General features: G+C 34.1%; 21 protein-coding genes and 2 tRNA genes. 4 read left to right on the top strand and 19 right to left on the bottom strand.

Features of this window, described 5'->3' with window-relative positions; genetic code table 11:
- The first annotated feature begins 33 nt into the window (after positions 1-33).
- Together C7D53_RS11650 and C7D53_RS11655 are read left to right on the top strand one after the other, a co-directional pair.
- On the top strand, positions 34-1353 hold the full coding sequence (locus tag C7D53_RS11650) for a PDZ domain-containing protein (RefSeq protein ID WP_106916632.1): 1320 nt from the start codon (positions 34-36) through the stop codon (positions 1351-1353).
- A 3-nt stretch (positions 1354-1356) separates the two neighbouring features.
- Entirely contained in the window at positions 1357-1884 is a 528-nt protein-coding gene (locus tag C7D53_RS11655; protein ID WP_106916633.1) for a hypothetical protein, read from the top strand.
- Here C7D53_RS11655 and C7D53_RS11660 read toward each other — a convergent pair.
- The 3 genes from C7D53_RS11660 to C7D53_RS11670 all read right to left on the bottom strand — a co-directional run bounded on the left by C7D53_RS11660 (position 1877) and on the right by C7D53_RS11670 (position 4472).
- The gene (locus tag C7D53_RS11660; RefSeq protein WP_106916753.1) at positions 1877-2905 is read right to left on the bottom strand and encodes a L,D-transpeptidase; all 1029 of its coding nucleotides are present in this window, start codon (positions 2903-2905) and stop codon (positions 1877-1879) included. The genes C7D53_RS11655 and C7D53_RS11660 overlap by 8 nt on opposite strands.
- 122 nt (positions 2906-3027) lie before the next feature.
- Positions 3028-3504 (bottom strand): cytochrome P460 family protein, encoded by a 477-nt coding sequence (locus C7D53_RS11665; RefSeq protein ID WP_162926158.1) that lies wholly within the window; start codon positions 3502-3504, stop codon positions 3028-3030.
- Positions 3501-4472: a heme-binding domain-containing protein gene (locus tag C7D53_RS11670; RefSeq protein ID WP_106916635.1), complete on the bottom strand. Its 972-nt coding sequence runs from the start codon at positions 4470-4472 to the stop codon at positions 3501-3503. Before C7D53_RS11670 ends, C7D53_RS11665 begins: the two co-directional genes overlap by 4 nt.
- Positions 4473-4640: 168 nt before the next feature.
- Between C7D53_RS11670 and C7D53_RS11675 the strand changes: the two genes are divergently transcribed.
- A complete protein-coding gene (locus tag C7D53_RS11675; RefSeq protein WP_106916636.1) occupies positions 4641-5753 on the top strand; it encodes a LytTR family transcriptional regulator in 1113 nt (370 codons plus the stop codon).
- 27 nt (positions 5754-5780) lie between these two features.
- On the opposite strand, the gene C7D53_RS11680 is transcribed toward C7D53_RS11675, so the two are convergent.
- From C7D53_RS11680 to C7D53_RS11690, 3 genes are all read right to left on the bottom strand, one after another.
- A complete protein-coding gene (locus tag C7D53_RS11680) occupies positions 5781-6539 on the bottom strand; it encodes a response regulator transcription factor (RefSeq protein WP_106916637.1) in 759 nt (252 codons plus the stop codon).
- Positions 6540-7000: 461 nt separating this feature from the next.
- The gene (locus tag C7D53_RS11685; RefSeq protein ID WP_162926159.1) at positions 7001-7294 is read right to left on the bottom strand and encodes a hypothetical protein; all 294 of its coding nucleotides are present in this window, start codon (positions 7292-7294) and stop codon (positions 7001-7003) included.
- Positions 7295-7308: 14 nt separating this feature from the next.
- Positions 7309-7725, bottom strand: coding sequence for a hypothetical protein (locus tag C7D53_RS11690; protein WP_106916639.1), 417 nt, complete (start codon positions 7723-7725; stop codon positions 7309-7311).
- Between the two features lie 150 nt (positions 7726-7875).
- Here C7D53_RS11690 and C7D53_RS11695 point away from each other — a divergent pair, with 150 nt between their 5' ends.
- Complete coding sequence (locus C7D53_RS11695) at positions 7876-8526, top strand: metallophosphoesterase family protein (RefSeq protein WP_106916640.1); 651 nt, start codon at positions 7876-7878, stop codon at positions 8524-8526.
- 104 nt (positions 8527-8630) lie between these two features.
- Here the strand turns inward: C7D53_RS11695 and C7D53_RS11700 are convergent.
- The 13 genes from C7D53_RS11700 to C7D53_RS11760 all read right to left on the bottom strand — a co-directional run bounded on the left by C7D53_RS11700 (position 8631) and on the right by C7D53_RS11760 (position 26160).
- Positions 8631-8704 (bottom strand) — tRNA-Asp (locus C7D53_RS11700).
- A gap of 32 nt (positions 8705-8736) precedes the next feature.
- Positions 8737-8810: transfer RNA gene (locus C7D53_RS11705), tRNA-Asp, on the bottom strand.
- A 298-nt stretch (positions 8811-9108) separates the two neighbouring features.
- Complete coding sequence (locus C7D53_RS11710; RefSeq protein ID WP_024566025.1) at positions 9109-10191, bottom strand: hypothetical protein; 1083 nt, start codon at positions 10189-10191, stop codon at positions 9109-9111.
- A gap of 103 nt (positions 10192-10294) precedes the next feature.
- Positions 10295-12325, bottom strand: a complete 2031-nt coding sequence (locus C7D53_RS11715; RefSeq protein WP_106916641.1) for an AAA family ATPase — start codon at positions 12323-12325, stop codon at positions 10295-10297.
- Positions 12318-12800, bottom strand: coding sequence for a hypothetical protein (locus C7D53_RS11720; RefSeq protein WP_024566023.1), 483 nt, complete (start codon positions 12798-12800; stop codon positions 12318-12320). Before C7D53_RS11720 ends, C7D53_RS11715 begins: the two co-directional genes overlap by 8 nt.
- A 9-nt stretch (positions 12801-12809) precedes the next feature.
- Positions 12810-13733, bottom strand: coding sequence for a hypothetical protein (locus C7D53_RS11725; RefSeq protein WP_024566022.1), 924 nt, complete (start codon positions 13731-13733; stop codon positions 12810-12812).
- A 228-nt stretch (positions 13734-13961) separates the two neighbouring features.
- Entirely contained in the window at positions 13962-19130 is a 5169-nt protein-coding gene (locus C7D53_RS11730; RefSeq protein WP_106916642.1) for an Eco57I restriction-modification methylase domain-containing protein, read from the bottom strand.
- Positions 19123-19803, bottom strand: coding sequence for a hypothetical protein (locus tag C7D53_RS11735; RefSeq protein WP_106011349.1), 681 nt, complete (start codon positions 19801-19803; stop codon positions 19123-19125). The genes C7D53_RS11730 and C7D53_RS11735 overlap by 8 nt, the downstream gene beginning before the upstream one ends.
- A gap of 71 nt (positions 19804-19874) precedes the next feature.
- The gene (locus C7D53_RS11740; RefSeq protein ID WP_228422308.1) at positions 19875-22145 is read right to left on the bottom strand and encodes a hypothetical protein; all 2271 of its coding nucleotides are present in this window, start codon (positions 22143-22145) and stop codon (positions 19875-19877) included.
- Positions 22146-22201: 56 nt separating this feature from the next.
- Positions 22202-22891, bottom strand: a complete 690-nt coding sequence (locus C7D53_RS11745; RefSeq protein WP_106916643.1) for a hypothetical protein — start codon at positions 22889-22891, stop codon at positions 22202-22204.
- Positions 22892-22904: 13 nt separating this feature from the next.
- Positions 22905-23789, bottom strand: coding sequence for a M23 family metallopeptidase (locus C7D53_RS21215; RefSeq protein WP_106916644.1), 885 nt, complete (start codon positions 23787-23789; stop codon positions 22905-22907).
- Between the two features lie 2 nt (positions 23790-23791).
- Positions 23792-25798, bottom strand: a complete 2007-nt coding sequence (locus C7D53_RS11755) for a type IV secretion system DNA-binding domain-containing protein (RefSeq protein ID WP_106916645.1) — start codon at positions 25796-25798, stop codon at positions 23792-23794.
- Positions 25798-26160, bottom strand: coding sequence for a hypothetical protein (locus C7D53_RS11760; RefSeq protein ID WP_106916646.1), 363 nt, complete (start codon positions 26158-26160; stop codon positions 25798-25800). Before C7D53_RS11760 ends, C7D53_RS11755 begins: the two co-directional genes overlap by 1 nt.

The following is a 26160-nucleotide window of genomic DNA, read 5'->3' on the forward strand; positions in this document are numbered from 1 at the left end:
TTATAATAAAGATAAATTCAGTAAATTCAGTAAATGAAACCAAGGCTCTTTTTACTGGGATTACTTTTATGCATTTTTGCCCATGCCCAGAACTCTTTTGAGTTAATCAATACAAAAAAAGCAGTTATTCCTTTTCAGTTTATCAACAACCTGATCTTTATTCCTATCAATGTTAACGGTGCCGAGCTTACCTTTCTATTGGATACCGGAGTAGCAGAAACCATTCTTTTTAGCCTGGAGAATAAGGAACTTAAGCTTGGAAATGTTGAAAAGATAAAATTTTCAGGTCTTGGTGGAAGTTTAAGTATTGATGGCTTAAAATCTGATCGTAATATTGGACGAATTGGAGATGCTCTCGTAAACACCTCCATGTCTCTGTATGTGATTATTGATGAAGAATTTAATATTTCATCTCACGTAGGAATTCCCGTAAACGGAGTTATAGGCTACCATTTCTTCAAGGATCATCCTATTTTTATAGATTATATTTCAAAAAAAATTACGGTGTATGAGAACATTGATCTTTTAAAAAAGAAAATCAGAAAGTTTGAAGAACTTCCCATCACCATTGAAAGAGACAAGCCCTATCTTTATGCCGGTGTGGAAATGACCAGTGAAAAAAAGGATTCAAAACTTTTAATTGATCTTGGAAACAGTGATGCCATATGGCTCTTCCCTACTCTTATCAAAAACTTTGTATACAACAGACCCAATATTGATGATTTTCTTGGACGGGGATTCAATGGAGATATTTATGGTAAACGAAGCAGAATTCATAACTTCTATCTGGGAGATTTCAAATTTGAAAAACCACTTACCGCAATGCCCGATGAGTTTTCTATTCAGCACGTAAATCTTGTAGAAAATAGAAAAGGTTCCATTGGCGGAGAAATTACACGCAGGTTTACCGTTATTTTTGATTATCCTAACAAAAAACTATATTTGAGGAAAAACAGAAACTTTAGTGATCCTTTTCATTTTAATATGAGTGGATTAGATTTCAAACAGGATGGCCTGGAATGGAAACAAGACAGGGTTGCCATTGAAACTCAAAACTTAGCAAGTATGGGAGCTGAAGGGTATAAAAATTCCTTTCAGTATAAATTTAGCCTCAAACCTATGTTTTCCATTGCTGGTGTAAGGAAAGATTCCCCTGCCTATGAAGCAGGCTTACAAAAGGATGACAGAATTATCAGTATCAATGGGAATAAATCTTCAGATATGACCCTGGAAAAAATCATAGAACTCATGAAATCTGATGAAGGACGAAGTATTATTATGGTTATTGAAAGAAAAAATGAACAGCTCACTTTACGTTTCACTTTAGAAGACCCAATTCCCTATCAAGAATAGAATATGAAAACCGAAGAAACCACCTTAGACAGAATAAGAACCCGACCGAGATTTAAGATGTTTACCCATCTTACGAAAGAAGAGTATGCAGAAAATCTCAAAAAATACCTCATAGAACATAAAGATGAATTTTCCGGTAATATCAACAAGGAAGTTGCTACCATTTGGGTAGAAACAGAATATGATAATTACTGGAAGCCCCGTCTTGCCCTGAGAGTTGAAATGGAGGATGATGATACTGTAATACGCGGAGTATTCGGTCCCAGTTCTGCGGTCTGGACTTTTTTCATGTTCCTTTATTTTTCCTTTTCTATTCTTTGGATGACGTTTTTCACCATGTATTATGTAGAAAAACAAATAAAAAGCGCTGAATACCCGTGGGCACTGAGCGCTTCTTTTGTCATGTTATTTTTTATTCTTCTTACTTATCTTGCCGCAAGGTTCGGGCAGCATAAAGGGAAAGATGAAATGCTTAATTTGAGACGGTTTGCTGAAGAATCTACTTTACAATTTGAAAAGAAAATTATTTAGACAGCGTATCTGCAGGTCTCTCATTTGAAGCCGGAGCAGCCATTGCTCTGGCCGTTTTAATGGAATCGGCTACCTTTTCTCTGTTAGTCTGTTCTTTCAGCATTTTTGAAACATCCGGTTCCAATAGCTTCGTAAGCTCCTCCACTGAAATATTATTGGCATTAGGATCATCCAGAAGCTTTTTCCAAGGTCTTCTTCCACCCCAGTTATAATCACCAAAGACCATTACTGCGGTACCTTTTGCCTTTGTGGTAGCCCCACCGGGATTCAGGATCCAGGTATCAGCATAAGAATACAACCACTGCGCATCTTTTCTTAGTAATCGCAGGCAAGAGTGGGAAGCCGGATATCCGGGAAGGGTATATTCATGCCATCCAATACCCCCGATGTTGTGAATATTAAAGTTATAAGGAAGCTTCCATTCTGTGCTTACGGTGGAAATAGACAATTTCTTTTTCCAGTTAGCAAATGTAAGCCCTCTGGTGGTTTGTGCCGTTTTCTTTCCCATACTCGTTGGTCCCCATTTAACAAGGCTTCCGTTAGAATATACACCATATGCCTGAATAGGATATGAGAATATTACAAACTTTTTCACCCCGCTTAGTACATCCAACTGCATTGGAAATGGCGAATAAGCCATCAACGTAGTATCTATCTTAGCAGGAACTACCAATGTATCAGCATTCCATTTGCTTTTAGAATCCAATCTGTTTAAGGCTAAAATAGCTGTACGTTCTTTCTCGTTATATTTTTTACTGAACTCTGCGTACACAGAATCCCTCATTTTTTTATCTTTTGGAAGTACAAATGCATTATAAAAACCATTCTCCTGCATAACAGGTGGAACGGATTCTTTTTTAACCACAGGCACTGAATCTTTCTTTATAGAATCTTTTTCTGCTTCAGGAGTCTCCGAGGCGGAAACAGTATCTTTAAAAGTATCGCTTATTTTTTCTATTTCTTTCTTACAGGAAACCAGAAATAGTGCACATAAGCAAGCATATGGAAATGATTTTTTCACAAATATGTTCATTATAAATAAATTGGTATTTCAGTTTTTCTACTCAATACAAATATCAGACCTAAAGATGAAATAACAACCACCATCCATAAAAATACCGTGAAAATACGGGAACCCAAAATTTATGGAGAGACTGCCATTTTTTGAGAGAGTATTGCCTCTCTTCTTAAATCCTCATCATTATTATCTATTTTCACTCTTTTTAAGGTTTTTCCTTGAAACATTTCATATGTTATAAGGCCTTTATCAAGATAGCTAATTTTCTCGACAGAGATAATATCTTTTGGAATATTTGCTCCAAACCATAATTCATCGGGTTGTTGGGCCCAGGTAACCTCATATAAAACTGCATTTTGGGGATAATTAGAATTAAAGTTTTTCTTTGCATAGTCAAATGCAATATCATTTCCATACAAGGTCGACATTGTTTTTATCTTCGGCTGAATGGAAGATGTAATAGGATTCATTAAAAGTGGATTTTCTTTCAGTTCATCACTTTGCTGAACAGATGCTTCCAAATTGAGAACATTTTGAGGATTTTTTTCACAGGAAACGAACAACATAAAAGCTAAAATTAAATATAAACTACACTTTTTCATTTTGTCTGAATTTTTTTAAGTTGAGAAATTAAATATAACGGTGGGGTAAAAACATAATCCCTGTTTGCCACAGGCTTATGACATTCAATACATTCCTGTTCAAAATTTGGAGTATCTTCTCCGTAGGGTTTCAAATCGTTTCCTTTCCATCTTGCCCAGTTCCAGCCTTTTGTTTTTGAATACTTTTCAGAATCTTTAACCATAAACTCTACGGCCAAAAACTCACCTGAAGAAATACTTCCGTCTTTTTGCACCTGCTGTTTCCAAACAGTTTTTGCAAGGACAGATCCATCAGGCCAAGGGTTTACCTTATGATCCTGAATTGCTTTCACGGCAATATCATTTCCAAAAATAATTCGCATTGTTCCGTTATCAAACCGATCTGTTGTACTGATCGCTTTCCAGTTTCTATAATCCGGAAAATAATGCTGCCCGTTGGGAGCGTCTTTTACATGAGTTTTCTTCAATTCTCCATTTACCCAGGAATTGTATTGCTTTTCGGCATCTTTTATTTGCGAATCATCTGAAACTTGACGGGGAGTGAGGGATAACGCATAATTTTTCAACGTTTGAATCTGCTTTTGATTCAGTTTTGCAGATGAATGAACAGCCGTATAGCTTGGAAGTGGCATTTCACCTGACAAAACTTTGTTGATTGAATAGTAAATTGTTGAATTCTGTTGTGCTTTGGGCCAGGAATCCCATTTTGAAAAATCCAGCACTTCCCGAGCTTCTTTAATATGTGACGTAACCAAAAAATTAGCGGGAGTAATTTTATCATACCATCTTAAATTAGCTTCCGAGGAATGACAATCAAAACACGAACTTCTCAAGATGGCGTTTACTTCTTTTGGAACATGGGATAGGTTCTGAGTTTTTGTTCCGTGATCAATTTTTTCAGGTCGAAAAAACTGTAAGCCTACAAATCCGGCAAGCAAAACCAAGATCAGTTTATTCTTATTTTTCATGAGAGAATCATTTTTAGTTTATTCAAATTCTGAGACCAAAGCTATACTAAATCAACACCTTACCTTATTAAATAATCGACGAAAGGGAAAATATAACCTTTAAAAGCGAATATTTTCTTGCGAATTAATCCGTAATTTTGAAGCGAATTACAAATTCCCGCCTCATTCATGAAAAAGATCAATCTTTATATTCTCACTTTTTTTGCAATAAGCATTGTGATCTTACTTGTCAGTTTTTTTTCTTTTCGTTATCTATATTCTTCTTCTAAAAAAGATGTTTTCAACAGTACTTTTGAGGCCGGGAAAAGGGAAGCTCGGGAAATTGGAAAGTTGCTGGAGTTACAACTTAAGCAAGGTCTATCAAAAGAAACCGTTATTCAGAATCTTCAAAGCAGCATTGTAAATACAGATACACAAAGTGGTTTTATTTGCATGTATAATCAGGCCGGCATTGAACTTTGCCATCCCAATCCTGCTTTAATTGGACGTAAAGTTGAAATAAACAGTTCAGAATTCATTTCAGATAGTAATAAACAATTTGATTTTCTGGAAATAATAAATTCCGGAAAAGCGAGTACGGGAATACATAATTTTAATAAAGCCTCAAAGCGTGCTTCCGAAATCGTAAGTTTTTATCCTGTAGAAGGCAGTAACTGGATGGTGGCTTCCCACGCCAATATTGATGTAATAGAACAGCAGATTTCTGATTTATATTTAACTTTTTTAATTGTTTTTTTAATTGCCACTTTATTAATTCTTGGAATAAGCTTCTTTCTCATTAGAATGATCTATAAAAAATATGAAGATCAAAAAAATGGTGAGATTAAAAGTCTTAATGATGAAGTGAATACTTTAACGGCTATCAATACGCAGCTTCATTTAATTCATGAAAAACACAGGGAAAACGATAATGATTCTGTAAGTGAAGAATCAACTGATGCTTTAAAGAAAAGAATTATTACCTATCATAAGGACGAGCTGATATCTTTAGAGACCTCCGAAATTGCCTATTTCTTTCTTGAAAATAACATTGTTTATATAAAAACATGCTCGGGAAATCAGTATTCGATTAACTCCAGTCTAGATGAATTGATCAAAACTTTAGATTCACAAATATTTTACAGAGCCAATCGCCAGTTTATTATTAATGTAAAAGCTATTAATAATATTCTTGTGTATGGCAAAAATCAATTAAAATTAGTAGTAAAGCCTGAAAGTGATGAAGTAATACTGATCAGTAAAAACAGAGTTTCGGAATTTAAAAAATGGCTGGAACAGTAAATATTTTCCTATCTCTTTCCTAAAAATTTAAAGCAGTTTATTCGTTTTAGCGTAAGATAATGCTTCGGCAATATTGTTGACTCCAATTTTTTCAAAAAGCTTTTTTCGGTGAAATTTCACGGTATCGGCTGTAATAAAAAGCTTAGCCCCTATTTCATTAATTGTCAACCCACTGGCATACAGGCTTAAGATTTCATATTCTCTGGAAGATAATTTTATTTTCTCGCTTTTTTCCCATTTTTCTACCGTTAGATCATACTTCCAAATCTCATTGGAACCATCCTTACTAAGCATAACATTCCCTGAAGAGCTATTATTAGAAAGTGATACGGCGCATAGGGCCTTCCAGACCTGCCCCTCTTCTGTAAGAAACATGGGAGTAAGCTTATGATTAACAAGCACTAGGTTTTTCTTACTGTTGATAAGATAAAAATCGTAGGAAATAGAATACAGCTTTCTTTCCTCTATCGGAATTTTATCAAAAAACTCAAATCCTGCTTCATTAATTTTAATCAACATTTCGACGTCCTCAGGTTTTACATTTTGAAAATAGAAAGCATAGCCCAGCTCCTTTACTTCCTCTGAAGTTTTCCCACAAAGGAAAAGAGGGTTATCTGAAACATACTCAAATCCTTTAGTTTGATAGTTGATCACATACAGACTCTGATAAGTAGTTCTGGCAAGAGCCTTTATTGCTTCCAGATAATCTCCGGACTGGCTAAAGTCAATATCAGCATCTTTACTGACCTCATTTTTATCATTGAAAAACCTTTTAATTCGTTCCATCTTTTAAAAAAATATCTACTTACTACACTAAAGGATAGTTTTCGATTTGATCTCACAAATCTACACAAAAGTGTAGCGACTTTCAAAATACGGTGACATAGTTTTGCAAACGATTTGCATGATTGTACCTTTTGTTAGAAAATCATCTCAAGATGAGCCTAAAAATCGGCACATACAGGCTATCCATACTATTGTCATCAATAACCATGATATAAAGAAGCTGCCCAAACAATTCGGTCTAAAAAGTTGATTCGTCAAATGAAGTTTTTATCGTAAATAACTCAGACAAAGACACCTAATTCAGACTGAAATATTAAATGACATTGACCGAATGTAAAGCAGTTCAGAAAGATCAGCCTTTTAATCAGCATAAATCTCTGCTTAGAAACACACACTGATCTACACCCTATCACAGATCATTATTATTACTGTCTTATTTGACAGTAATTTTTTTTGCCTATTTAGTAACCTTGTATGAGATTGGCAAAAACCCTTACTAAGCATAAAAATGCAGTGAATAGTAATATAAAAAACTGAATTTTATTGACGGCCTTACTACCAAATTTCCAGACAAGGATCCTATCACTAATAATCACTATTACTACAGGAATCATCCATAGCATAATAAACATCCCATAAAGCCCATCTGGCGCCGAAACTCCCGCCATCAATACAATGGCTGCTATAATCCCCACTATTAGGATTAATAAGCCCAAAATAAAGAATAGAGTCCAGTTTTTAAATTGTCTTTTCATGCTACTCATCAATTTTATTTGAACCGGGAATTAAATCTGCTGTAATAAAATGCCCAAAGAACAAACCAGGGCAAATAAGTAATCAGAAATAAAGCAATGTCATCCTTATTAATTGTTCCGTCTGCAACTGTACGATAATAGAAAACGAAAGAAATGACCGGAAGCAGAAACCAACATAAGGCTTCTTTCACTTTTCCATGAAATGACTTTAAAAGGGAAAACAGGCTGCTCAACGATAAAATACTAAGAAATAATATCCAAAAAATAACAAAGGCATAGGCAAGTCCGCTCATATCACAATTTCTTGGATGTTCCGTCAATTCCACTTCCCGGGTAACATTTAAATATATAATGATAAGAACAACTGAAACAACCGTTGAAATAAGCCACGTTTTAAGTATAGAGAATAAAATAAACTTCTTTTTAGACATCCAATTCATCTTTAAATACTAAAGTACCCATAAACTATCGAATGGACAAAAGTCAAGATCTTTTTTTCAGTATTTAACAAAGATATAAAGGATACAAATCGTCCTGACAACACCTATTTTACTTACTTTTGAAAGCTTTAAATAAATCAAATGAATTTTTTTATCATAGGAGATGTTCATGGATGTCTTTATACTTTGGAAGAAATGCTCAAATATTGGAATGCTGAAAGTGAATATCTGGTTTTTGTAGGAGATTTAATAGATCGAGGGAATTATAGTTTCAGGGTTGTCAAAAAATGTATGCAATTGCAGGAACTTTATCCTCATTGTATTATAATAAAAGGAAATCATGAATCCGAATTTATCGAACATTGTGACAAAGGTCCCAATCTGAATTGGATCCGACAATGTGGAGACAAGACACTGGAAGATTTCAATAAGCATCATGCAGACCATGAACAAATCCGAAATTGGTTTGCTGCACTACCCCTAAAGTTTGAAACTGAAAATATAATGATTACCCATGCCGGAATAACGGAAACAGAAGATCCTTATAAAGAAGACAGTGAAGATAGCGTTTTATGGAACAGAAAAGAGCTAAAGAACATTCATCAACTGCAAATTCATGGGCATACTCCACTGAAACAGAAGAAGCCCTTGTTTGATGAAAAATCTAACTCAGTGAACATCGATACAGGAGCGGTTTACGGATATGGATTAACAGGACTAAAAATCTCTAAAGAAGCAAGAGTAATTGACATTATTACAATACCAACAGATGCAAGAGATACAGTGATATGAATGGATGAAACCAGCACTATCCTTTTCATCATGTTCTCAAAAAGTACAAAGAATACTTTAGGTTCTAAACAAAAAAAAGTCTTCTAAAAATAGAAGACTTTTTGCGATCCGGACGGGACTCGAACCCGCGACCTCCGCCGTGACAGGGCGGCATTCTAACCAGCTGAACTACCGGATCAATTTTTTTAAAGTAAATTGACAAAACTTATGCGATCCGGACGGGACTCGAACCCGCGACCTCCGCCGTGACAGGGCGGCATTCTAACCAGCTGAACTACCGGATCAATTTTTTAAAGAAATTGATAAAACTTCTGCGATCCGGACGGGACTTGTACTTTTTCAAGAAAAGCCCTATCCATAAGCTTTATACTGTTCTCTTATTTTATAGGTCACCGAATAGGTCACTTTTTATAAATAAGTTTGAGAGCGTCTGTTTTTAACTGGTGCAAAGATATAGATATTTTTATTCTTAACAAATAAATTAAGTATTTTTCTGTTCAAACAACTGTAAAGACCAGACTATCAAATATATTTTTTTGGTAAAATACTCAATTTACCAGAAAACAAATCTTCTATTAACTTTTAAACAGTATAAATATGCCCTTTTCGAGGCTCACCCCTTTCTTTATTAACAATTGTAGGCATTATCCAAATCAATTTTGAGTCATTTAAATTTTCACCAAATTTTTGGTTCCTCCAATGTCCTCTTCGCCAATGAGGATTAAGTTCTCTTCCTGAATTATCTAAAGGCTTTGCTGCGGTCAACCTATACCCAACATATTTAACTTTAGTAAATCCATTCTGTAATATTTCTGAATGAACAACTTCTTTTTTTCGTTTAGTAGTTGCTTTATCTAATTTATTTTTTAAATGAACAGGTAGATCGACTGGATATTTCTCATCAATGTCAACTTCTTTAGTTGTCAAATACAGGAGGCAATTGATAATGAAATTAATTGTTCTATCTACAAATTGTTTATGAATGCTATATAAGCCCTTTTTTGTATCCTCATCTCTATCATCAAACATTGGGGTACTTACAAATCCATCTTTATCAAAATTTATAGCATCTTCAATTGTCTTCAGATTATCTTTCCTATCAAGGAAAAGTAATATTGAATGAAATCCCCGCTCAGTATCCCAACATAAATCTTTGTTAATATTCCAATATTTTCCAATATATTCTTTGCTGACAAAATCTATATTTATTGCTCTTTCATAGTCCTTCCCATCATGATACTCATCTCTGATAAAGGCACCTTCAATGATTTCAGAACTATCTTCTTCAAAGGGAATTTTTGCTGATGATAAATCAATATAAAAGTCTGAATATGGCAATTTAATTAGAGAAATATCAATATCAAGAACGTCAGTTTGTTTTAGTAGATCAGTTATATTTTCTGAGAAATGAAAAATGTTTCGCCCTTTTTCCTTCCACTCTTTCCATATGTAAAACTCTTGCAATAGATAAGCTCGTTTTACGCCTTCCCTCTCAGAAACATCTTCAAGATCAAGCTTTGTTCCCCAATTGCCTTCATCTTGATAATACGGAACATCCTTCCCTCTACAAAATTCTGCAAATCGCTTAGTGTTTTTCAGATGCTTTTCAAATTTATTTTCTAATGCAATTTGGTTTGGATAATATTCTAAATATTTTTTAGACATTTTTTTCACATCAAAATTAGTATAATCATTAATTCATAGTCCCTTTTAATCGATAAAATTCATCCACAATAGGTTATTTTTACCTAACTACTAAAACAATCTCTTACTTTATTGGTTTTATTAAAGTTTCGTTAATACGGTTTAGGGAAAATTCAATTTTTTCCGTCGATTCGTTAAATGTCTCATCAGAATTTTCAAATGAAGCAAAGACAATCATTTGTTGTTCCTTAAATTCAGATAACTCTTTTAGAAAAGATTTAAAGCTTTCAAGAGAAGCATCCTGTTGTTTAGGTTCATCAAACATTAAAAACTGAGGGTGATTTCCATTATAATTTACTGATGTTTTCATTAATGAAATAGTAAATGCCCATATACTTCTTATGAAATCACTAGCAGAAGAATCAAATTTAATACTATAAAGCTCATCAACAATTGGGAAGTAATTATCTCTTGAAATCTTTATACTGTTGAACGATTTGCTTGTATATCCAAATTTTTGTAAGTACGAAACAAAATTATTTTCCAGATCAATGATTTTATTAGCATCCTGTTCAGATAAGTTCAGTTTTGGTAATTTTGATACTGCCGATTGGATTTCAATATGTTCTTCAATCAAAGGAATTAAGTCATTTTTTAAAGATTCAAATTTTTCAATCGTCTTACTATAAAAGTTTATCCTTTGATTTAAACTGAATTTTTCTTCAATTTCAACTACCGAAGGAACTCTGGAATCCTCGACTAATTCCGTTTTTAGATTCCTTATTTCTTTTCTTAATTTCGTTGAAGCTTGCTGATATAATTCAGATTTAGCTCTTTTGTCTGTAATTAATTTTTTCTGTCCCGATATATAGACCTCAATCATTGCCATCTGGGACTCAAGATATTTAATATTATCATCTAATCTCATAGGTGTATGATTAATATCACTCGGTAAAAGATCTTTAACCTCTTGGGTACAAGTTGGACAAATGTTTTGTATGGATTTTATGTCTTGTTCTGCACCAAGTTTATTTAATTTTTGTACGCCTTTATTTTTCCTTAAGTCTTCAGAAATATTTTTGCTCTGATTTTGATATTGTTTTAATTTTTCAATTTCACTAGTTATCTCAGGTAGTAACAGTTCATAATTAACTACAATTTTATTTAGCAAATTCTGCTTTTCTTCTAATTCTTTCTCATATTTGCTTGAATTTTGACCTACTGTATTGATTGTGTTGTCAAAGGTTACAAGTTCATCTCTGAGTTCTTGTAAATATTCTTCAATTCTGATATTGGAATTTTCTTTTTTATAAAGAAGCTTAATTGAATTTAGATCATTTATTATTTCAGGTTCTGAGCTTATTCCAGTAAGTTCTGAGCTGGATCTGTCAGCTAAATAATCCATTTCATTAAATACCTTTTCCCACTTAGTTTGTAGTAAGTTTCTACGGATATTTATTTCCTCTCTTTTTTCATTATTTTCAAACACATCCAAATTCAACAGATATTCAACTATTCGCTGATTGAGGTCTCGTATTGAATATATTGGTGCAGTAATAAAGTAATCACTCCATCCTTTTTTTTGTTCAATAATAAAGGAAGAAGCTAATTGCTGTAGATAAATTTGGGTATAATCTCCTTTGTATGTTATAACTTTTGGTAAATCTATTTCCAGAAACTCACATAGAAATTTATGAAAGCCAAAATCATTGTCTGAAGCACCTCCCTTATCATGAACCCACATCTGCCTTTCGTCTGTAATATCCTTCAAATTGGTTATGTAGTCTCCAAAAAAAACATCTACTAATTGGGATTTTCTATTTGGTGTTTTCACTCCACGTCTTATAGTTATTATTTGTCCATGTTGATTTTCAATGACCAAGTATATATAAGATTGAATGATATTGAAGTACTGCTCATTTCGAGGGTATTCTACTTTGTCTTTTAAAACAGATTGAAGAGTCTTTTCAAATTTTCCTCCTAATAATTCTTCAAATCCTAAAGCATAAATTATCGATTGAAACAAGGATGATTTTCCTGTGGTATTGTCTCCTCTGACAATATTCAGTCCCTTTGAGAATTTATGTTGAGCCCCAAATATTCCGGCATCAGTGTTTATTTCAATTTTTAATCGGTTGATTTTTAGTTTAGTCATATTCAATTTTCCATTGTTTAATCATCGAATTAAGTCTGCTGTCTGTAATTTTATTTTTACCAACAAACTTTAAAAAAGTAATTTCCTTTTCAAAAGCTTCGGAATCTAAAATTGAATCACAAAACTGATTCCCTTTTTCCGTAAGTTTGTACTTACTTGTAGATGTCAATTCACAAAGATTGTCTGCAATAGCATATTGCAATGCTCTATTTAATGCGGGCTCAATACTCCACACCTGAAATTCATCTTTATAATTACTTAATATGAATTTTTGAAATAAGACCATATTCTTGTCAAATTTCAAAACCCATGAAAATAAATGAAGCTTCAGTAATGATGATGTTTCACCAATACAACAAAATTTTAACACCAAAAGAATAATACTTATTTTATAAGTTGGTCTGTAATCAACGGGAATTGGAATTGGTTTCTGTTTAAAGGTAATTCGTTCAAAGTTTATTTCTGAATTTTCCATGATTATTTTTTATTCAAAATCAATTGGACATCTAAGTATCCAGTCTGCTAATATTTGTTCTGTCAATTTTTCAATAGTTATTTCATTTAAATAAGGAAGTGTAATCCTAACTCTATCTTTAAGATCTTTTTCTATTGTCGAATATAATTCAGTACTGCTAGAAGCATTAGTTAAACAAATTTCTTCAACTTTTTTCTCAAATTGAGATACAACTCTAATTAACTTTTCATAGTCATCTGGAAATTTCTGCTGTAGCCTATTAATAGTAATATTACCATTTAGGAAATTTGAAATAGTGATTTTTGTTAATTTCTCAATTTTCCTATCACGATTATTTGCTGTTGCAATAATTCTATGCCCATTTTTCCGATTCGCATTTTCAACAAGATCAATTTCGGAATTTATCCATTGAGCGGCATTCTGATCTGTTTCATCTTGATGATTAATTTCTATTTTCCTGCCTTTCCCATCAATAATAAGAGGTATCTGCTCCGAAAAAAAATCTAGATCATGAATAAGAATGTCAAAATTTGGATCCAGAATGTCCAATTTTTTTTCTTTGAATTCTTCAGCTTTTTCAGCACAATGACGTACTAACTCTTTATTTTGATATCTAGGAGTGACAAATATCCATTGTAATATTTTTTGATTACCTAAATATCTTTTGAGTTCTTTTTCATTAGAAATTAATTTTCCTAAATCTTTTGTAATTTTATCTCTTTGCTTTCCATAAAGTACATCAGCATTATAATTTTCATCAGGACAATAGCATTGAAAAACTTTTCCTGCTCTTGTATATCCTTCAATACCTAAGTCTCCCTGCCATGCAGGAAGCTCTTGATAACCTTCTTTTTCGTATTTATGTTTAAAACATAATTGACAAAATTCTTCCCATGAATTTCCATCAAAATCACCATGTTCAGTTTTATACATATAGTTAAAAGTCAATAAATTTGAATTATAAAAATAGTTAAATTTTCTAATATATTATTAAATCAAACCAGTTATTCACTAAAATTTGACATATTGTATTCTATTTTTACACAAAAAAATTATCTCAAAATGTAATTGAGATAATTTTTCTAATTTAGGTCAGTTATATTAATATTCTTATTTTGTCAAAGTGAAGGAAACATTGAAGTATCTCTGAATATTTTCCATTTATCTTTTCCTAATTACAACTGGATTATTCTCTATGTTTATATCTTCTTTTTGGCTTAACACTATATCCGAAGAATCTTCAACATTCATACTAAGTACAGGGTTAACTTCCAATATAGCATTAAACAAAGTTCTATTCTCAGCAGCTCTTTCTCCTACATAATCTTTATTCTTATTAACTTTCAACTGCTCATCTTTTTCCTTTTGATATTGTTCTATTAATTTCTCTTTTATTTCAGGAAGCTCTTCTAACTTTTCATCCAACTCTGTAATTTTATCTTCAGTAGCTTTTGTCTGGTCCTCAATTTCTGTAACATTCACTCCTTTTTCAGCCAGATACCCGATTGTTTTTTGAACTTCTAATTTTGTAAGATCAATTGTTTTCTGATAGGAAGAAAGCTGATTTTTCCAATATTCAGCATTTTCTCCTTCTTCCTTAGAATATCCTAAAATCCTATTATAATTATGCTGCGCCTTGGTTACATCCTCCTGGACTTTAATAAAATCTTCATACTTCCTTAATACAAAGGCTCTATCTGCAAGAAACCTGCTTTTCTCATTTTCAATTCGCTTTTTTATGAGCTCAATTTCAATACTAGCTCTTGTTTCCGGATTGGTAATAATAGCAGTTTTTAATTCCTGGGTACTGATGTCTGATATATCCAAAACATCTGCCCCTTTCTTCATAGCTTCTAAATATCTAGATTGTTTCGATTGTAACTTTTGGAGCATGAAAACATCAATACTATCATTGGTTAGCATAAAATTTATTCTTACATTTTCATTTTTGTTCCCCTGTCGCCATGCACGTCCTTCCACCTGCCGCAGAGCAGTAAAATTATAGGGAAGAGAAAGTATATATACATCTGTTGTGTTTTCCTGAAGGTTCATCCCTTCCTGAATCGCTTCACTACCGATAATTACTTTTATTTTCCCAGAATTAAAATCATCCTGAATCTTTAGCCTGTTAGGTTTACTTGTCGCTCCGGTAATAATTCCAATTTCTTCAGGCTTATAGCCTACTTCCTGTACCAGATATTCTTTCAGCTTTGGAAATTCTGCAACAGCTAATTCTGAATAAATAATTTGCCCTAAGTCCGGTATGTCTTTCTTATTCTGGCGGATCAGATCCATAGTCTGTTTCAGCTTCGGAGAATTTTCTATAAACTCCTTTATCGTAGGAATTTCTCCATCATAATAAATCGACAGATATGGAGAAATTGCAATCAATCGGGCATTGAGAATATGAGTCAAGATTGCTCCTTTCTCCGTTTCGCTAAAACTCTCGTTGAGCAAATCATACTGCTCTTTCGTCAGATCATTTTGCTCGGTTTTATATTCTTTATTGATTTTGTTAGGCCGCTTCAGCTCCGGATTATCTTCTTCTCCTTTGATGTCAATAAATTCAGACAGTAGCTGCTGGAAAAGAGAATTGTTTTTAAACCGTCGAACATTAGCTTTGAATTTAACATCTCCTCGGGCATCGATCTCCATATCATTATCCGCTTCCATAAAGGTTTCAAAGAAATTATTGACATTGAAATAACCAGACTCTTCGAGACGTTTATTAGCGATCAGGGATAAAATCGAATAATATTCCAGAGGTTTATTGGTGAAAGGTGTAGCCGAAAGCAGCGTTATGTTTCTACCATTATTTTTATCCTGAATGTACTGCGCAGCCATCCACGTATTAATTCCCAGTTTTGATGTCTGCTGGTTCTGACTCCTGAAATCCGAAGCAAATCTACGGTCTTCCACTCTAACCTTTCCTACAATATGATTGGCATTGTGTACTTCATCATAAGTAAGGTGATCAAATCCAAAATCTTCCCAGTCATAGATTTTGCCACGCTTCATCTTTCCTTCCACCTCCTTTTCTTTTTCCAAATCTTTCTGAAAATCCCTTTCGCTAATGGCATTTACACTTTTCAGCTCACTTTCAGAAATGTAAGAAAATTTGGAAGCCAATTCCTTAGTAATGCTCTCAGAAAAGCCGATATTATTAAAACCTTCGTAGGTAACTATAGTAATTTCTCCGTCCTTATTATCAAACTTTGAGAGGTCGTAATCTTTACCAAGATTCCCCAGCACATTCATTTTAGCATTAGGAATTGTTTCAAAGATCGTTTCTACCCATTGTTTAAGAATACTCTCATTAGGAACAACAATAAGTGGTCTTTTTGCATTTCCACGTTCCACCGCCTCTTGCATGGACAGTATTCCTGACAAGGTTTTTCCAAAACCAACCTCGTGGGCTAATAATCCGACACCTTTTGTGGTTTGTCTTCCGATTCCTGCTTTCTGAACTTCGGTTAACTTTAACTCCCGTCCTTTAAAATTCTTATGGATTTTAGAAAATAGCGGAAATTTCGAATAGTCCGGAACATGGATATTATTATAGCTCCTGTTAAAGTCTTTTACAAAACGTTGCCTTAGTTCATCTGATAATTCTTCCCGCAAAAATTTATAAAACAAATCATTGGCAGCAGCTTTTCTCCTTTCACGAACTAAAGCATTTCTTTCTTTATCACTTCCTGTAACCGTTTCATTATCTACAAAACTTCGGACTTCCCATGCTGAAGAACCAGCAAAAGCCTCACTGGATAATGTTCCGACAAAATCTTTAAACTTATCAGCAAGATTGTATGACACCATTGCCGGCTCTGTTTGTCTTGTCTTAGAATTCCACTGATCTTTTTCTACATAACCCAAATCAAATTGATGTATAAACTCATGATTCGGACTGATAAAGATCTCATCCAGTGATTTTGTCTTAGGCAAAACACTTTCTAATAGTGCCTTTTGTTTCTCATACTGGTTTTCCGTTCCTCCAACAGCATATTTATCTATGAAGTCTTTTTCCAGTTGTCCCAATTTTGCATAAATATTCCCTTCAGCATAGTAAAAATCATGTACCCATTTTCCTCCAATATAGTTGGCAAATTGAGAGTGCTTTCCGTGATTATGTAAAGTCCCATCATAAGAAGTATCCTGAAATGCCTCAATCTGCTGCTTAGAAAGCTCAGAGCTGTTTTGGAGCGAAGTATTTACAATATCATCAGATTTAAGGAATTGGTATTTTAGAACTCCTTTTTTAAGCTCTACCTGGGTCTGAATTCTATACTCCGTATTTTTTCCACTATAAGACTGAATAATCTTATCCGCTCTCTGAAGAATATCATCAATTCGATTTTGATCGAACTTCTGAGATTCATTGGTAATTTGGGATTGAAGTTCCTTATATTTATCAATCTCCTTTGTAATAGCAGGAGATTTAAATTTTACTGCATTAAGAGCCAAAAGTACCTGTTCAACTTTTTCATGGGTTTCAGTAAGGTCTACTTCATCTGGTTTAGTGTCTGTAATACTTTCCGATTTGTCCTCCGAATCCTTATTTTTTAAGATGATCTTAGATTCTTCAGCTTCCAGAAATAAATCTTCAAAAAGATTCCCGATTCTTTCAACTTCCTTTTTGCCTCGCAGCCGCTCTATTTTTAATAAGGCATCTTCTAAATTTCCGTGAACATAATTTTCTTTTCGTCCAAAACGATTAGTCTTTTCTCGGGTTTCACCCAGAATTTTTTCAGGATTAATTTCAAAATAATCGGAAATATCTCTGGAAATTTTCTGCGAATCCTTTTTTAGAATAATAATATCCGTACCAATACCAGTTCCGGCAAAAACTCCACTGGGTAAACGGAATCCCTCTATTAACTGCGCATTTTTTAATTGGCTTTGTCTGTTTAGCCAACCAGAAGGGAGCACCATTGCCAAAATACCATCTGGTTTTAAAGAATCTAAAGAACGTTTAACGAAATAATCTTCATATTTTGAGATTTTCGGTTCTTCTCCCAAACCTTTGTAAAGCCCTCGGTGTTCCCCGTAAGGTGGATTACCAATAACCAAATCATATTTTTCAGAGAATTCCCTTTTATTACCCCTTTCATCAATAAATTCAGTTTCAAAGGAACGGAGATGAATATCAGCTTCAGGATGAAAGACTTTTGCAATTTTCGCTGTGGTCTCGTTAATTTCAAAGGCTGTAACATTTGTCTTTACTCCCAACTCTTTTGCAGCATAAAGAAAATTTCCTGTTCCTACACTGGGCTCTAATACCGAAATTTCCTGCCGGTTTTTAAACTGATCTTTGATCAAATTACGGATAGTATGTACAATCTTTGAATCAGTGTAGTATTCATCTAATATTCCTCTACCCTCTTTCGCTGTACCACCACTTTTGAACTGTCCACAGACATCTTTCAGATCATCCGTGAGATTAAAATTTTCATTTAGAATAATTTTGCGGTCCCCTGAAACAAAGCAGGTTGCAGAAACAATTTCTGCAACCTGCTCATTATTAACTTTCTGCCCTTTATATTTTGAAATAAGAATGGCTACATCCTCATTATTTTTATGGGATGTATTTAATTCTGATCCTGTTCTGTCGGATAAAGTTCTCCCGGATATGATTCCGCCCACGGAATGTTTTCTTCCTTCATCTTCTTCATCATTTTGCGGTTGTGCTCCAGAAGTGGATCTTTCTCTTGCGGGGTTTCCCAAATCGCTCCCCCCTGTGCCTGCAAGTCCATTTCCAACATGGTTGCTGCCCATAGCTTGTCCTCCCTGGTTATTTCCGTTTTGCTCGGATTGGCTGTTTGGGATAGGTTTTCCAGAACTTCGTTCAGAAGATTCGGTTCCCAAGTGCTGAGTGTCGGAAATTTCGTTTGATCTAGTATTAATGTATCCATCTTGTGATTTTCTTTGTTCGACTAAAATAGTATTTTTATTTTGAAGACCTAGTTTATTTTCTAAATATTCACTTAAATTTTGATTACCGTTTTCTGAGATTCCATATAATGGACGAATATCCTTTATATTCTTCCCATTCATGTCTGTAAGAATTTTAAGGGTCATCATATTTCCCGCTCTGTCTCCATCCAGACAAAGAAATATTTTACCAGTATAATTCTGATACCTGCCAATAAACTTTTTGGTATTTTCTCCGGAATGAAGCGCAACAAGAGTTCTATTATTATTCTGATTATTTAATTTCAGAAGTTCCAAAAAAGAATGTTTATCCTTAATGTTTTTAAAAACAATAAGCTCGTCCTTATTTCCTTCTATTACAGAAAGATCATTATCTTTATATACTAAGCTATTTTCACTCACTTTCTCGGCTTTTTACAAAATGATTAAATTCAAACAGTTCTTTGGCACCAGCATCCCAGTTCTTTCTGGGTAATAATTGAAGGGTCACAAATATGTCGTCCTTCTTATTATAGGAATCGATACGCTCTAATCTCCCGTTATAATCCCTTTCTGCATGTTTATACAGTGAATACGGTAAAATCGTATCTGTTGGATAGATATAAAATCTTGTATAACTCCAGGGAGAATTAATCTCAAAGCGCCTGTACTTCTTATGAAATAAGATCGTATCAGATAGATTTCTTCTGTTTCTATAATTAGGAATCCACTCTTTTGAAAACACAGCCCCTTCTTTCTTGTTCCAAACCAGAAAAGGCTGCCTATTCTTAGAAAGGTCAGAAAAAATGAGATTTCGCTCCACGAGGTCAAAAGGATAACAAAGAGAATCCCTGATATAATACATTTGCTTACTCATTTCAGGAAATGAAAGATCAGGAACCTCTTCTATAAGCTCATTTTTAGAGTAATTTAGTTTTGATACATGAAAACTCTGCATTTTACCCAGTCCTTTGGACGCATCAAAATAGACGTTCGATATAATATCAATTCCTCCTTTATCAGATTTGATTTCTTTATGGCAGGAACTGATGGTGAAAAGAAAAAGCAGGTATGGAAGTATTAAATTTATTTTCATATTAAAGGATTTTAAAAAAGCGGCAAATCATTCTTAGACTTGCCGCTTTAAAATAATGGACAGGTATGATTTTATCGTTTAATGCTTTGTTCCTTTACATTAGCTTTATCATGTCCTTTTTCATCTTCCATCCCCTGTAAAGGCTTGTTGGTATTGATCCTGGTCATATCCTGATCATAGAGGTTCAGGTTTTTGTATTGTGGGTTTAAAACCGCTTTTGCTTCAACCACCTGATCATTCTCTTTTATCTTTACTTTAACTATATTCCCTTTTTCCAGAGATTTGATGGTGCTTTCTTTATACTCCGGTTTATCAAATACCAGGTTGGATTTTTCTACAATCTCAGCAGTATCAATACCATAGTTTTTATAAAAATTCTGGAATTTGTAATTTCCTTTTTCAGTTTTGGGTTCACTAAAATCAAATCTCACAAAGGCTGGCTCCTTTTGATCAGTCTTGGGATTCAGAAACTCTATTTTCACACTGCGCCCTTCCAGAAGATTTACGGCTTCCTTGGCTGTAAAAGTATTTTCACGGTTTACCGGAAAATTATGGGATATCTCTTCATTTTTATCATTTGTTAATTTTGAATGATAAGAATTAAGGAAAACTCCACCACTTTCAGTTTTATTGAACTTCAATATAAAATCTACTTTATTTCCGGGCAGAGCCTTATCGGATGAGGATTTAATTTCAAATTCATTTTTCTTTGATTTAACTCCTTTTTCCAAATCTTTGTGAAGCTTTTCACCTTCTCCAAAACCAAGATATTTCATCTGGTCTTTTAGGTATTGTACCTGATTAAATTCTTTTGTTGTTTCCATAATGTTAGAATTTTGGTTGTTAAACTTTATATCATTTATTGTTAATATTTTAAAGGAAGGCAAGTTATCTTCGTTTAGATAGTTTTTTAAAATTTCGCCATTTCCTAATAATTCATAAGATTCGCCGTACTCCTGCTTTTCCAATAAGCCAAAAACTAATGCGTATTTATCATTCTTCGATAGTTGGTGCCCATCAAGAAAATCAGGTATTTGATCCAATTGTTGCTTTGTCAAAGAATAATCATCGTTTGTTGTTCCAAATTCAGTTTTTTGCGTGTAAGATGCTCTTTGATTCTCAGTAATCTGTAATTTTTCAAGTATGAATTCATTTTCTTTCATAAAGGTTCTGTAGTTGAGCAGATCTTTTTTTTCCTCCTGTGAAAGTTTCGGGGAAAAATCATTTTTTGCCACCTTTTCTTTTAAGTTCTGTTCCGCAAAGATTCTAAAGTCGAATAATGTTTGTGGATGGTCATAATGATCTCTCATAGTTCTCCATCCACTGCCATCGGGTAATCTGTATTCCTGAGTTTGAAGATCATAGCTGTAGTAGCTATTTTCACTCGGGCTTATCAACGAACCGCTACCATCATCATATTCCCGCCAGTTCCATCCTTGCGGAAGACCGGATGCGGGAACCAGATTCTCTTCAAAATCTTCTTCAAAAAACAGATCTTCAAATCCAAGATTGTTTTCTTCCCAATCAAGATCACGGGTACTTTTCCAGCTTTCAGGTGAATCTTTGATGAGTTGATTGACTTCAATATTAAAGTTATTCTCTATTCTTTCGTATTTGTGGTAATGGTAAACCATTCGTTCCTCAATCTGTCTATTGTCTAATCCTGAGCTTAAATCAGTCCTATTCTGAAATTCTTTTGCCCATAAATCAAAAAGTAAATTGTGCCTATCTGACGGATTATCTATTCTGACTATTGTATTTCTTTTGTTATCTACAAACTGTAGGATTTTATCATCATCATAATTATTTAGAACTTCTACCGCATATTTTGCCGTCATATTTCTGAATTTTTCCTGAAAACTATTACCAATCAATTCATTTATAGAATAAGGATGAGTATTTACAGAATGAGCCATTTTAGCTTTATTCTTAAATTGATAAATGGCAATGAACTTTTTTTCCTGACCGGAAAACTTCCGTTCACCATCCTTAAACCATTGTTCCGGAGACGTATTTTTCATTTCTTTTACAAAATTTTTATAAGCCCGGGTTATCGGAGTAATATTCTTATCATACCAGCCTAAATCATTGACCAATTCCATATTTTTTTGATTATTAATAGTCTGATTTTCTAATTTTTGCTCTTTCGGATCAATGGCACGTAAATCAAAAGGATCTGCATCCAGCCCGTAATCAAACGTATAACCGATAGCTTCGCATTCTTCCTGAAAAATGGCACAATCATTATAGTCAAGTCCCTCGTACATTGCCTTTTGTTGCCATTTATCACATACAGCCTTCAGTTCTTCAGGAATATGCTCATAATCTTCAAATAAATCCATTCTTAAATTTTATTTACTTTGAGATTCTACTATATACTAGGCTTATCAACAGAGTTTTATCTTCTAAAGCCCCTTTTTTCGTCCCGCTCCTGCTCCTCTTCTTCTCTCATTCGGTTACCATCCTCATAGAGATCAGGATCGTTTACATTCAACTGAACATCCGATTTTTCCTGTTTTTGGAGAATTCCATCAACAATATCTATCTCTCTTGATACTATATTCAGATCACGGGAAATCTCTTTTGCTATTTCAGGTGGAAATCCTAGCTCTAACTTATCCTGAATAAATGCCTTGAGCTTTAATAACTCATTTTTATAGTGACCAAGTTCCTGAGCATCCTTTTTATCTGCAATGATGGCGGTAAGTTCAGTAGCATGTCTAATCAAATCAAACTCAAATACTTTTCCCGTTTCTTCATCAAAGACAAAAGCTTTCTTTTCAAGTCCCGGAAACCCCAAAGGCAATTTATTTGAGACTTCTTTTATATCAGTGTATTCAATTCTCTTTTCACTGTTTTCAAGGAGTTCCGAGAGATTTTTATCACGTTCTAAAAAAATGACATTAAGCCGGCTATTGTTCTCAACGAGCTGAAAAGTGGCTCTTCTTTTATCATTGTCCGCAACGATTGTATATCCCTGTAAAAACCTCTGAATATCTTCAGGACTTAATTTTTTGGAAAATGTATTGTCCTGGTCGATAATTCCATATTTCTTCAGCTGATCTGTGGGTAAATTGTTATTTTTCATTTTTTTAATCTATTTAGTAGGGTTTGTATAATGCTGTACTGGTATTAGGATGGTTTACCATAAGGTTACTGGCTCTTATTAAATCATTTAGAAAATCAGCAGGGTTAATGCTTTGTCCGAATTCTTTTACCGAAAAATGTAAATGAGGCCCTGTAGAATTTCCGGTATTTCCACTCTTTCCAATGATAAATCCGGCTTTCACCAGCTCTCCGACTTTGTAATAGCTCTCCGATAAGTGCAGATAAGCCGTTTCAAAGCGGTTAAAGTGCCGTACTTTAATATAGTTACCACCGCCACCAGGGTCCCAACCACTGGCTGTTACAACACCATCCATTACTGCATATATATTTTCATAATGAGCTTTTAAATCAATACCTCCATGCATTCTCTTCGTACCGAAAATAGGATGTACCCTCGTTCCATAAGGAGATGTGATACTCATCGTATTACGCAGAGGCATTACAATTTTTGATAATACTTCTTTAGGCTCTTCTACAAAATCATATAAAGCACCGGAGGTTTGATTTTTTAAATCCTCTCTTTTTTTCTCAGACCTAAGCTGAGTCACCAGAAGTAAAGAATCTTTTATTCTTTGAATATCTCTTCTGGAATTATTTACATGGCTATATTCTTTCAGCAGTATCTTTAAAGAATCGATGTCATTCTTCAAATCCGCTTTTGTGGTTGTATTAAAGATGTTTTTCCAAAAGTTTTTCCCATTTTTTTTGTTTAACTGCTCATCCTCTTTTGCCGTTTCAGTTATCTTCGAGCTTTCGGTTTTCTTAGGCTGCAAGGGTGAAAGTGTATTGAATTGGGCAGACGTAAAACTGCTTATTAATAGGAAAATGGGTAAAACCATCTTGTAAAGCCTGGCAATTATTATTTTATTCTGTATCATAATTATGCTTTTACTAATTCTCTGACGATTAATTCCACTTCTTTATTAATTTTTCTAAAATTGGTCATCAGGACCTCTTCTTTACGATTAGCTCCTGCTTTATCTATAAAAGAGTAGTAAGTCGGCATTGTAACATAATGCCTTTCTTCTTCTTTAATGGCTTTCATATCTAAATTGATCTTACCATTTATCGCAGAAGTTTTATATTCTTCGGTATTATTTTCTTCCCCCTGAGCAATAATCCCTGCCATTTCCCCGGTTTTAAGTGCTGCTATTTTTCCTGCGGGAATCATAAAATCCATTTTCTCATTGATACTGGTGGTTGTTCCTTGCTGAGATATTGATTGGGAGTATGATTTCTGTTTTATTTTACCAAAAAGCTTTTCAAGCCAGTCAAGTGTATTTTTATCTCTTACAGAGCCTGAAAGAATATTTCCGACAATAGCAGAAATAGTATCCGCCACTTCCTTCTTGTAAAACTGGCGAAGCTGTGGGAGTTCCTGAAGACCTAACATTACGGCAACCCTGTTACTTCTTGCTGTGGCAACGACATTATCAATTTTATGAATGTAAATCGTTGGAAACTCATCAGCAATAATACCTCCCGGTAGATTGTTTTTGGAGTTTATTAAACGCAGTGTCCTGTTGAGTACCGAAGAATACAAGGCGGAATTAATATCCTGAGTCCCCGGATCTGAAGCTAGAATAATAATGGAAGGGTTATTCCGGTCTGTTATTTTCAGTTCCACTTCATCACCTGAAAACACCCAAAAGCTTTCCTTGGTAGCCAGTCTGGACAAAAATATCTTGAGTGTTCCAACCTGCCCTTCCAATTGGTCAAAAGCCTTGTTTTCATAAGCTGATTTAAAGGGTGATAATAAAGAATACAGCTCCTCATGATTAAAAAGTGTATCGAAAATTTCCTTATAGCTTCTGTTCATAAAAGAAAGGATATGAGGTAAATCCGAATATTTTCCATTCTCGTGGGTAGCAAAAAAATAAATACAGGAGGAAAGAAAATTAATTGCCGATTGGGTGAAGAACTGATCAGATCCTCCTCCGGAACTGGTACTCCCCTTTTGCAGAGAAGATACCATAGCTTCTGCCATCTCCTGCGCCTCTGCCAGAGTTTTCACATATTCTTTTTTGAAAGGATTTACTCTTCTTGATTTTTCAACCTCATTAAGATTGATAACATGGAAGGCGGAAGTTCCGCTTACATTTTTCCCAGACTTTGCAAGTTTATTTTGACGTAATAAATAATGGTAATAGGCAATCTGACCCAGATCAGGAAACTTAAAATCATAAATCATAAGACAAAATCCTTTGGCTATCATCTGCCTGATAGCGGGATTGATTACGCCAAAAGATTTACCGGAGCCAGGAACGCCAATGACCATTGTCCCACGAAATGGATCTATATTTATCCACCCCTCGTGCTTTTTGCCTCCATACCAAAATATATAGGGAATATTGACACTGGTATCGGATTGTACAAGCTCCTGATTTTGATCAAAAGACTCTTCTTCCACATTCCATCTATCTTTTCCCATTTTCTGCTGCATCAGTTTGGAAATACTATCGGCTCCCATCTGAAGGATCACTGCTCCCAGAAAAGAAAGAAAAGCATAAACAACCTGATAAAGATGCATTCCCGGAAAGATTTTAGGTAATGAAGAATCTCCGGCTTCTTTTTGCCAAACCAAAGAAGAGAACATCATCACAAGCCCCAGTACCATAGGAACAACTATTTCTACAGCGATATTTAAATCTTTCTTTTTCTTGGCTTTTGTACCGATGGCTACTAATCCTATCAGAATAAGTGTCGCAAATTTGGCATTGACAGGAGGGTAAATAAAGCTCATCTTAGAAAAGTTCCTAAGTAAATTCGTGAGTACCGGAATATCTGCGTGCAGATAAAATAGTGATGCACAATCCAACGCAACTACGGCATATACCACTTTTTGCAGGAATCCGTAAATCCTGATCTGATGCTGCTGTTCTTGCATTAGGAATAATTTTCAAAGTATTCACTCAGTAGTTTATGTTCCTCCAATAGCTTGTTGTGCAGCTTCTGTTGCTGTTGCTGTAATTTTTCATGATCTTCATGTATTTTAACAAAATTGGTATTTAACAGATTCAATTGGTCAATTAATTGACGTCCTCTTTTTTCAACCCTTTCTAAAATATATGATCGATTTGCCTCTTCAGGTATTTTCTCATACCAGTCTTTAAGGATTAATAATTGTTCATAATCTTTTATAAGTTCTTTCCGCTTTTTTTCAAAAATGCTTATACAAACCGAATAATAGATAATTGCAATTAGCATGAGCCCAAAAACTATAATGGCGATAATTTTAAAATTGTCCAT

The organism is Chryseobacterium aurantiacum (genome assembly GCF_003020585.1).
Lineage (GTDB): Bacteria > Bacteroidota > Bacteroidia > Flavobacteriales > Weeksellaceae > Chryseobacterium > Chryseobacterium aurantiacum.

What these genes read in the sequence shown, in the direction of transcription:
- C7D53_RS11725 (WP_024566022.1), bottom strand. Translation starts at nt 13,733, where the DNA reads ATGTATAAAACTGAACATGGTGATTTTGATGGAAATTCATGGGAAGAA.
- C7D53_RS11740 (WP_228422308.1), bottom strand. Translation starts at nt 22,145, where the DNA reads ATGGATTTATTTGAAGATTATGAGCATATTCCTGAAGAACTGAAGGCT.
- C7D53_RS11715 (WP_106916641.1), bottom strand. Translation starts at nt 12,325, where the DNA reads ATGACTAAACTAAAAATCAACCGATTAAAAATTGAAATAAACACTGAT.
- C7D53_RS11685 (WP_162926159.1), bottom strand. Translation starts at nt 7,294, where the DNA reads ATGAAAAGACAATTTAAAAACTGGACTCTATTCTTTATTTTGGGCTTA.
- C7D53_RS11665 (WP_162926158.1), bottom strand. Translation starts at nt 3,504, where the DNA reads ATGAAAAAGTGTAGTTTATATTTAATTTTAGCTTTTATGTTGTTCGTT.
- C7D53_RS21215 (WP_106916644.1), bottom strand. Translation starts at nt 23,789, where the DNA reads ATGATACAGAATAAAATAATAATTGCCAGGCTTTACAAGATGGTTTTA.
- C7D53_RS11710 (WP_024566025.1), bottom strand. Translation starts at nt 10,191, where the DNA reads ATGTCTAAAAAATATTTAGAATATTATCCAAACCAAATTGCATTAGAA.
- C7D53_RS11745 (WP_106916643.1), bottom strand. Translation starts at nt 22,891, where the DNA reads ATGAAAAATAACAATTTACCCACAGATCAGCTGAAGAAATATGGAATT.
- C7D53_RS11650 (WP_106916632.1), top strand. Translation starts at nt 34, where the DNA reads ATGAAACCAAGGCTCTTTTTACTGGGATTACTTTTATGCATTTTTGCC.
- C7D53_RS11680 (WP_106916637.1), bottom strand. Translation starts at nt 6,539, where the DNA reads ATGGAACGAATTAAAAGGTTTTTCAATGATAAAAATGAGGTCAGTAAA.
- C7D53_RS11675 (WP_106916636.1), top strand. Translation starts at nt 4,641, where the DNA reads ATGAAAAAGATCAATCTTTATATTCTCACTTTTTTTGCAATAAGCATT.
- C7D53_RS11760 (WP_106916646.1), bottom strand. Translation starts at nt 26,160, where the DNA reads ATGGACAATTTTAAAATTATCGCCATTATAGTTTTTGGGCTCATGCTA.
- C7D53_RS11695 (WP_106916640.1), top strand. Translation starts at nt 7,876, where the DNA reads ATGAATTTTTTTATCATAGGAGATGTTCATGGATGTCTTTATACTTTG.
- C7D53_RS11755 (WP_106916645.1), bottom strand. Translation starts at nt 25,798, where the DNA reads ATGCAAGAACAGCAGCATCAGATCAGGATTTACGGATTCCTGCAAAAA.
- C7D53_RS11690 (WP_106916639.1), bottom strand. Translation starts at nt 7,725, where the DNA reads ATGTCTAAAAAGAAGTTTATTTTATTCTCTATACTTAAAACGTGGCTT.
- C7D53_RS11655 (WP_106916633.1), top strand. Translation starts at nt 1,357, where the DNA reads ATGAAAACCGAAGAAACCACCTTAGACAGAATAAGAACCCGACCGAGA.
- C7D53_RS11670 (WP_106916635.1), bottom strand. Translation starts at nt 4,472, where the DNA reads ATGAAAAATAAGAATAAACTGATCTTGGTTTTGCTTGCCGGATTTGTA.
- C7D53_RS11720 (WP_024566023.1), bottom strand. Translation starts at nt 12,800, where the DNA reads ATGGAAAATTCAGAAATAAACTTTGAACGAATTACCTTTAAACAGAAA.
- C7D53_RS11735 (WP_106011349.1), bottom strand. Translation starts at nt 19,803, where the DNA reads ATGAAAATAAATTTAATACTTCCATACCTGCTTTTTCTTTTCACCATC.